Origin of the sequence: Streptomyces sp. NPDC058157 (assembly GCF_042884105.1) — a bacterium.
Lineage (GTDB): Bacteria > Actinomycetota > Actinomycetes > Streptomycetales > Streptomycetaceae > Streptomyces.
The window spans coordinates 41,321-48,640 of record NZ_JBHVUQ010000046.1 but is presented as its reverse complement, the minus strand read 5'-3'; the positions used below and the strand labels follow the sequence as shown (position 1 = coordinate 48,640).

7 protein-coding genes, 1 tRNA gene and 1 pseudogene are annotated in these 7,320 nt (G+C 71.8%); 2 read left to right on the top strand and 7 right to left on the bottom strand.

The window, feature by feature from the left end:
• Positions 1-118: 118 nt before the first annotated feature.
• From ACFVXK_RS14585 to ACFVXK_RS14575, 3 genes are all read right to left on the bottom strand, one after another.
• Positions 119-778 (bottom strand): hypothetical protein, encoded by a 660-nt coding sequence (locus ACFVXK_RS14585; protein WP_389611860.1) that lies wholly within the window; start codon positions 776-778, stop codon positions 119-121.
• 3 nt (positions 779-781) lie between these two features.
• Positions 782-1,873 carry an iron-containing redox enzyme family protein gene (locus tag ACFVXK_RS14580; protein ID WP_389611859.1) on the bottom strand — a complete coding sequence of 364 codons (1,092 nt, stop codon included), beginning with the start codon at positions 1,871-1,873 and terminating at the stop codon, positions 782-784.
• A gap of 207 nt (positions 1,874-2,080) precedes the next feature.
• Positions 2,081-2,165, bottom strand: a tRNA-Glu gene (locus ACFVXK_RS14575).
• Between the two features lie 168 nt (positions 2,166-2,333).
• Here ACFVXK_RS14575 and ACFVXK_RS14570 point away from each other — a divergent pair.
• Positions 2,334-2,717, top strand: coding sequence for a hypothetical protein (locus ACFVXK_RS14570; RefSeq protein ID WP_042815963.1), 384 nt, complete (start codon positions 2,334-2,336; stop codon positions 2,715-2,717).
• Between the two features lie 63 nt (positions 2,718-2,780).
• Here ACFVXK_RS14570 and ACFVXK_RS14565 read toward each other — a convergent pair whose 3' ends face one another.
• Complete coding sequence (locus ACFVXK_RS14565) at positions 2,781-3,137, bottom strand: nuclear transport factor 2 family protein (RefSeq protein WP_389611858.1); 357 nt, start codon at positions 3,135-3,137, stop codon at positions 2,781-2,783.
• Positions 3,138-3,309: 172 nt separating this feature from the next.
• Here ACFVXK_RS14565 and ACFVXK_RS14560 point away from each other — a divergent pair, with 172 nt between their 5' ends.
• Positions 3,310-4,707: a pyridoxal phosphate-dependent decarboxylase family protein gene (locus ACFVXK_RS14560; RefSeq protein ID WP_389611857.1), complete on the top strand. Its 1,398-nt coding sequence runs from the start codon at positions 3,310-3,312 to the stop codon at positions 4,705-4,707.
• On the opposite strand, the gene ACFVXK_RS14555 is transcribed toward ACFVXK_RS14560, so the two are convergent.
• The 3 genes and pseudogenes from ACFVXK_RS14555 to ACFVXK_RS14545 all read right to left on the bottom strand — a co-directional run bounded on the left by ACFVXK_RS14555 (position 4,670) and on the right by ACFVXK_RS14545 (position 7,309).
• Positions 4,670-5,062, bottom strand: coding sequence for a DUF6086 family protein (locus ACFVXK_RS14555; RefSeq protein WP_389611856.1), 393 nt, complete (start codon positions 5,060-5,062; stop codon positions 4,670-4,672). The genes ACFVXK_RS14560 and ACFVXK_RS14555 overlap by 38 nt on opposite strands.
• 119 nt (positions 5,063-5,181) lie before the next feature.
• Positions 5,182-5,543 (bottom strand): annotated as a pseudogene (locus ACFVXK_RS14550) (glyoxalase); the annotation flags it as partial.
• A 56-nt stretch (positions 5,544-5,599) separates the two neighbouring features.
• On the bottom strand, positions 5,600-7,309 hold the full coding sequence (locus ACFVXK_RS14545) for a nitrite/sulfite reductase (RefSeq protein WP_389611855.1): 1,710 nt from the start codon (positions 7,307-7,309) through the stop codon (positions 5,600-5,602).
• Positions 7,310-7,320: the final 11 nt, after the last annotated feature.

Below are 7,320 nucleotides of genomic sequence, written 5' to 3'. Positions count from 1 at the left end.
AACACCCCCCCCCCGCCTACCGCGATTCACTGTGGTCTGGTGGGCTCGGATTTGTGTTAACCCGCCCGGGGGTGGTGGGGAGGGAGCCTCCCCACCACCCCCTCGGGCGGTGGCCGTGTCAGCGCAGGGCCGGGCGGGTGGTGAGCAGGGTGCCCGCCGGGCCGCGGACCAGCATCGGGCGCAGGCGCAGGGCCGGCTGCGGACCGGCCGGGCGCAGGACGTGGGCGACCAGCAGGTCCTGCACGGCCGGGCCGTCCGGGCCGGCCCGCAGCTCGTGGCCGTCGTACGCGACCACGCGCCGGTCGAACAGCAGCCCCTGCCCCGGCGCCGGCTCGGCCTCCAGCAGGGGCACCTCCGGGCCCGTGCCGTACAGCCGCGACCGGCCCGTCCCGCCCCCGGTCCGCCCGGCCACCGCGACGAGGCCGAACTCGCAGCCCCCCGGCACCGGTCCGGGCAGCCGCACCGGCACCGTCTCCCCGGCGGGCGCCACGGTCCGCACCCGGTGCAGCTCGATCAGCCGGTCCGCGTGGACGTCCAGCCACGGCCCGCACAGGGCCCGCCGCAGCAGCGCCGACACCCCGGCCGCGAGCCCCCGGTCGGCGCCCTCGTCCGGGGCGCCGTACGGGGTCACGGGCCGGAACAGCCAGTCGTCGTCCGCCGTCCAGGACATCCGCAGCCACAGGGCCCGCGGCCGCGGGTGGTCGCGGAAGGCCGCCGCGACCACCCCCGGCACGGGGCCCAGCCCGACGAGCGCGAAGCCGTGCTCCCGCGGGGACACGCCTCAGCCCGCGGCGACGGGCGTGCGCTCGGCGGAGAGCCGGGCCAGGTCCAGGCGCTCGTCGAGGTGGCGGGCGGAGGAATTGGCGCGCCACAGCGCGCCCCGGGCGATGCCCCGGCGCATGTGGGCGGTGCCGGCGCTCGGGATGACCACGTTGTGGAACCAGCCCGCGGCGTGCTGCGAGTCGATGGTGATGTGCAGCCGGTGGTAGGTGATCCCGACCTCCGGCAGGCCCAGGCGCTCCCAGGCCCGGACGACGTTGCGGAACCGGTCGGGGGCCAGCCACTCCGTCATCCCGAGGAAGCCCACGGCCTCCGGGTACAGGTGCCGGTAGCGGCACAGCAGCACCGCGAGGTTGCCGGAGTGCAGGTCGGTGGTGGTCATGGCGGCCTCGAGGTCCTCGGTGCGGACGTCGAAGACCTCGTAGATCTTGTTGAAGAGGTGGGTGTGCACGGCCTCGGGGTCGCCGTTGCCCATCTCGTCCCAGTAGTTGGCGGCGATCTCCATCTTGCTGGCGCCGGCCGTACCGATCTGCATCATCGCGAGGAAGTCGTCGAAGCGGCCGTCGATCAGCGACTCCTGGATGACGTACGTGCGCAGGTCCTCCTCCCGCGCCTCGCGGTTGATGAACTCGGTGTAGTAGGGGTGCTTGAAGGCGCGGTGCACGCGCACCTGCCCCTTGAGCCAGGACAGGAACGCCTTGGGCTCGGTCGGCGCGGACTCCAGCAGGCCGGGCTCCAGGTGGGCGTCCTCGGCGGCGAGGGTGGCGTTCTCCAGCAGCCGGGTGACCTCGTGCAGCAGGACGGAGCCCTCGGCGCTCGGCCGGTCGGGGATCTGCATCACGGTCTGGTAGATGCGCGAGAGGAGGAGCTGCTGGTGGTAGTGGGCGTCCTCGCGGCCGGGGCCGGCGACGGCCGCGGCGTTCAGGTCGGTGACGGCCTCGACGATACGGGCGCGCTCGCCGAGGAACTTGGCGTCGATCTCGTCGGCGTCGACGGTGAGCCAGGACGAGACCTCGTCCACGAGCGCGGCGGCGTCCGTCCTGCGGAGCACGGGAACGGTGTGGTGGTCGCTGCTGGGCAACTGCGTCTCCATGTCTGTCGGGGTCGCTCGGGAGGGCGACACCAGTTCGGGTGGGTCGCGCCGGGCCGCGAGGGGCCGGATACGGTCGCTCCGCGATTCCGGGGAGGAGGGGACGGGCGCGCTGTGGAGGCCCTGTCCGGCGGTCCCGGGCGCCGCATGCCAAAGACACGCGCATCCCTGGTACCGGTTCGGGATGCGCGTGCCTGGGAGGAGCACCAGCGGAGAGGGCAGGATTCGAACCTGCGTGGGCAGAGCCCGCCCGGCGGAAAGCCGGACCCCGTTCGGCCGCTTTGGGTACCTCTCCATCGGCCTTTCTCGTGCCCTCAGCTTGGCACGCGGCGGCTGACACGGGGCTGATGGACATCTGAGACGGAAAGGGCGTCCGATTCCCGGATCGGTCAGGGTCCCATCAGCGCGGACTGGGATAGTGAAACCGATCCCGAGTTCTTCACGACGTCCACAGGGAGTTTCCGTGACCGCCGAGACCGCCAAAATCGCCGTTTCCCGCCTCTACAACGACGAGAACGGCGAATCGCATTTCATCGACGAGCAGCTGGAGGTGACGGCCCTCAATTTCGCCCCGCCCGCGCCTTCGCTGTTCGTCTCGGAGGGCATACCGGCCAAGCAGGCCGTGTACCTGTACATCCCGGCCGGCTGGTTCGGCGACTTCCACCCGGCGCCGCGCCGCCAGATCATGACGCTGGTCAGCGGCAGGATGGAGTGCGGCGTCAGCGACGGCACCTGGCGCACGTTCGTGCCCGGCAACACGCAGCTGGTCGAGGACACGGTGGGCAAGGGCCACGCCACGAAGGCCCTGGAGGACTGCGTGATGATCGTCTCCCAGCTGGCGGACTGACGCTCGGTCATCACGCACGAAGGGCCCGGGCCTTGAAGGCCCGGGCCCTTCTGCTTTCCGCCGTCAGCCCTTGACGTAGCCGAAGCTCTCGACGAGCTTTCCGCCCTCCAGGCGGTGCACGTTCACCCCGCGGACGAAGTCCTTCGGACCGCCGCCCCAGCGCAGCGTCCAGCGGCAGACGGAACGCTCGCCGGCCACCCAGACGTCCTCCACCTCGAAGGTCATGTGCTCGTTGCCCGCGATCGAGGTCCAGAACTGCAGACATTCGTCATAACCGACGTGCTTGGTGCCGTCGGGGGCCGGCCCGGAGTTCTCCAGCCGGCAGTTCTCGCCGAGGATGTCCTTCAGCAGGCCGGGGTCGTGCAGTTGGAATGCCTGGTTGAACTGTTCGATAACCTTGCGGGTCTGCTCGTCGGACATCGGAACTCCTCAAGTCTCATGACTCTGCACGGATGGCGGGCCATCGGACCGGCCGGACCGGCCGGGGCCACAGGAGAAAGTAATACAGTCCAACGGCCCGCTGTCCAAGGTTTCGGAAGTTCCGGCCATTCAAGTCAGTCGCACGTCAGTGCCAGCCGCCTAGCTTTGTACTATGACCACAGCAGACAGTGCGCCTCTCGCATTGGCCTATCAGCAGGCCACCGAATATCTGACGGGCCTCGCCGAGCGGCCGGTGGGCGCCACTGCCGGCTCCGAACAATTGCTGAAAATGTTCGGTGGCCCGCTGCCGGCCGGACCGGCCGACCCGGCCGAGACCATCGAGGTCATCGGCCGCGCGGTGGCCGAGGGCGGCATCCCGACGGCCAACGGCCCCCGTTACTTCGGCTACGTCACCGGCGGCACCCTGCCGGTCGCCATCGCCACGGACTGGCTGGTCGCCGCCTACGACCAGACCGCCAGCCTCTACAACCTCTCCCCGGCCGTCGCCGTGGCCGAGGACGTGGCCGCGCAGTGGGTCCTCGAACTCCTCGGCCTGCCCGCGCACGCCTCCGTCGGCTTCCCCACCGGCTGCACGATGGCCCACCTGACCTCGCTCGCGGCCGCCCGCCACAAGCTCCTCGCCGAAGCGGGCTGGGACGTCGAACGCGAGGGCCTGGGCGGCGCCCCGGACGTGGCCGTCGTCGCGGGCGCCCAGCACCACATGACCATCGACCTCGCCGCCCGCTACCTCGGCTTCGGCACCGCCCGCATCCGCAACGTCCCCGTGGACGACAAGGGCCGCATGATCCCCGCCGAACTGGAGCGCACCCTGGCGGGGCTGGACGGCCCGGTCATCGTCTGCGCCCAGATCGGCGACGTGAACTCCGGCGCCATCGACCCCGTCGGGGAGATCTGCGACATCGCCCACCGCTACGGCGCCTGGGTCCACGTCGACGGCGCCTTCGGCCTGTGGGCCGCGGCCAGCCCGAAGCTCCGTCCCCTGGTCGCGGGCGTGGAACGGGCCGACTCCTGGGCCCTCGACGCCCACAAGTGGCTCAACGTGCCCTACGACTGCGGCATCGTCGTCATCGCCCACCCCGAGGCCCACCGCGCGGCCATGCTCAACGAACGCGCCGGCTACCTCCCGCCGGGCACGGACGGCGAACGCGACGCCATCGAATGGGTCCCCGACTTCTCCCGCCGCGCCCGCAGCCTCCCCGTCTGGGCGACCCTGCGCACCCTGGGCCGCGAGGGCGTCGCGGACCTGGTGGAACGCTGCTGCGCCCACGTCGCCCACTTCGCCGAACGCCTCGCGGACGTCCCCGGGGTGGAACTCCTCAACGACGTCGTCCTCAACCAGCTCCTGGTCCGCTTCGGCGACGACGACGAGACCACCCGCAGGGTCATCGCCCGCATCCAGCGCAGCGGCGTCTGCTGGTTCGGCGGCACCCTGTGGGAGGACCGGGCGGCGATGCGCATCTCGGTGGTCAACTGGCGCACCACCCGCGAAGACGTGGACCGCAGCGCGGACGTCATCCTGCAATCCCTGGCAGCCGAACTGACCCCCTGACCACCCCCCACCCCCCGGCCGGCCCGCCCCCCGGGCCGGCCGGGGCGGCTTCGTGTTCCGCCCAGTGCGGCGTGATCGCGGCGCGTTCTGCGAGGACGAGCACCGTGGCGATGAAGCCCTCCGAGAGCGCGAGCCAGACGGCGTGACCGCTGCCTTGGTGCTTCGCCAGGAGGGCGTTGACGAAGACCTCGAAGGTGTCGGGGCTGACCTGGCACTCGTCGTTCTCCATCGGCCCGATGCCCGAGGGGAGTCCCAGCTCCGCCTCGAAGACCGCCACCTGGCGCTGGAACATCCGGGAAGCCCCGTTGGACGGGTTCCACAGCGTCTCGTCGCCGATGTCGAAGTACTGGCTCATCGCGGCACCTTTCAGCAGGTCGGACCGGGCGAGCGTATCCAGCCGGATTCCTGCCGTGGTCGCAGGGGAGGGCCCGGACGGCCCGGACCCACGTGCCGCGCTCCGGGCCGTAGGGCGGGCTACGCGGCGGTGGGCTCCCACGGGAAGCCGTCCGGGTCGGTGAAGGGGGTGGTGGTGCTGCCGAGGACGAGGCGGTGTGAGCCGGTTCCGTCCGCGGGGACGCCGAGGTCCTTGGCCAGGGCGCGGCGCTTGTACAGGGCCAGCTTGACGGGGCTGGAAGGGGTGGCGGCGAATTCCACGTACTTGCTGCCGAAGCTCTTGGCCACCGTCAGGCCCCGCTCCGTGTAGAACTGCCTGGTGGTCTTCACCGCTTCAGGACGGTCGCGCCGGCTTCCACGGCCGCATCGAGGAAGCCGTCGACGGTGGCCGGGTTGGACACCGTGAGGCCCAGGGTGAAGCCGCGGAAGCCGGTGGTGGGCGCTGGACAGCACGCTACGGGCGGCACGGCGGCCGGTGCTTCTCGAATCCTGACCGTCCCTACTGGAGGTCCGACTCCTCGCAGCGGGCGACCCAGGAGGCGAAGGGCTCCGAAGGGTCCGTGCGGCCCGCCAGGTAGGTGCGGGTGACGCGTTCCACGTAGTCCGGGAGGTCCGCCGCCGTGGTCTTCAGGCCGCGGAGCTTGAGGCCGAAGGTGCCCTCCTGGTCCGCGGCCAGGGACAGGGTGCCGCCCAGGTGGATCTGGAAGCCCTCGACCTGGCGGCCGTCCTCGTCCGCCACCAGCTGGCCCTTCAGGCCGATGTCGGCGACCTGCGTGCGGGCGCAGGAGTTGGGGCAGCCGTTGAGGTTGATGTTGAGGGTGGGGAGGGAGGGTTCGGACGACAGGCGCTTTTCCAGTTCCGCGACGAGGGTGGCCGCGCGTTCCTTCGTCTCGACGATCGCCAGCTTGCAGTACTCGATGCCCGTGCAGGCCATCGTGTTGCGGCGCCAGGGGGAGGGGCGGGCCTGGAGGCCGATGTCGGCGAGGGCGGTGATCAGGGGCTCCGGGTCCGCCACGTCCAGGACCAGGAGCTTCTGGTACGGGGTGAGGCGGACCCGGCCGCTGCCGTGGGTCTCGGCCAGGTCCGCCAGGGCGGCGAGTTTCGTGCCCGAGAGGCGGCCCGCCAGCGGGGCGGCGCCCACGTACGACAGGCCGTCCCGCTGGGGGTGCACGCCGATGTGGTCGATCGGGGCCGGGGGGAGCGCGGGGGCCGGGCCGTCCAGGAGGGGGCGGCCCAGGTACTCCTCCTCCAGGACCCGGCGGAATTTTTCCACGCCCCAGTCGGCGACCAGGAACTTCAGCCGGGCCCGGCCGCGCAGCCGCCGGTAGCCGTAGTCGCGGAAGAGGCGGGCGACCCCCGCCCACACGTCGGGGACGTCGGCGAGGGGGACCCACACGCCGACGTGCCGGGCGAGGATCGGGACGGTCGAGAGGCCGCCGCCCACCCACATGCCGAAGCCGGGGCCGTGCTCGGGGTGGACCGCGCCCAGGAACGCCAGGTCGTTGATCTCGTACGGGACGTCCGGCAGCCAGGACACCGCCGACTTGTACTTGCGCGGAAGGTTCGAGAGGGACGGGTCGCCGACGTACCGGGCGGCTATCTCGCGGACCGCCGGGGTCGCGTCCAGGACCTCGTCCGCGCCGACTCCCGCCACGGGGCTGCCGACGATCACGCGCGGGCAGTCCCCGCACGCCTCGGTCGTCGACAGGCCGACCTCCTCCAGCCGCCGCCAGATCGCCGGCACGTCCTCGATCCGGATCCAGTGGAACTGCACGTTCTGGCGGTCGGTGATGTCCGCGGTGTTGCGGGCGAAGCGCATCGAGACGTCGGCGACCGCCCGCAGCTGGGCGGCGTCGAGGGCGCCGCCGTCGCTGCGCACGCGCATCATGAAGTGCTCGTCTTCGAGTTCCTCCGGCGAGAGGGAGCCGGTCCTGCCGCCGTCGATGCCGGGCTTGCGCTGGGTGTACAGGCCCCACCAGCGCATCCGGCCGCGCAGGTCGTCGGGGTCGATGGAGGCGAAGCCCTCGCGGGAGTAGACCCGTTCGATGCGCTCGCGGACGAGGAGGGGGTCCTCGGTCGACTTGAACTGCTCGTTGGCGTTCAGGGGGTCGTACTCGCCCAGCGCCCACTGGCCCTCCGGGCGCTTGGCGGCGGCGGGGCGCGCGGCTCCGGCGGTCCGGACCGGCGGCGCGGCGACTGTTTCCGTCATGGTCCTGCTCC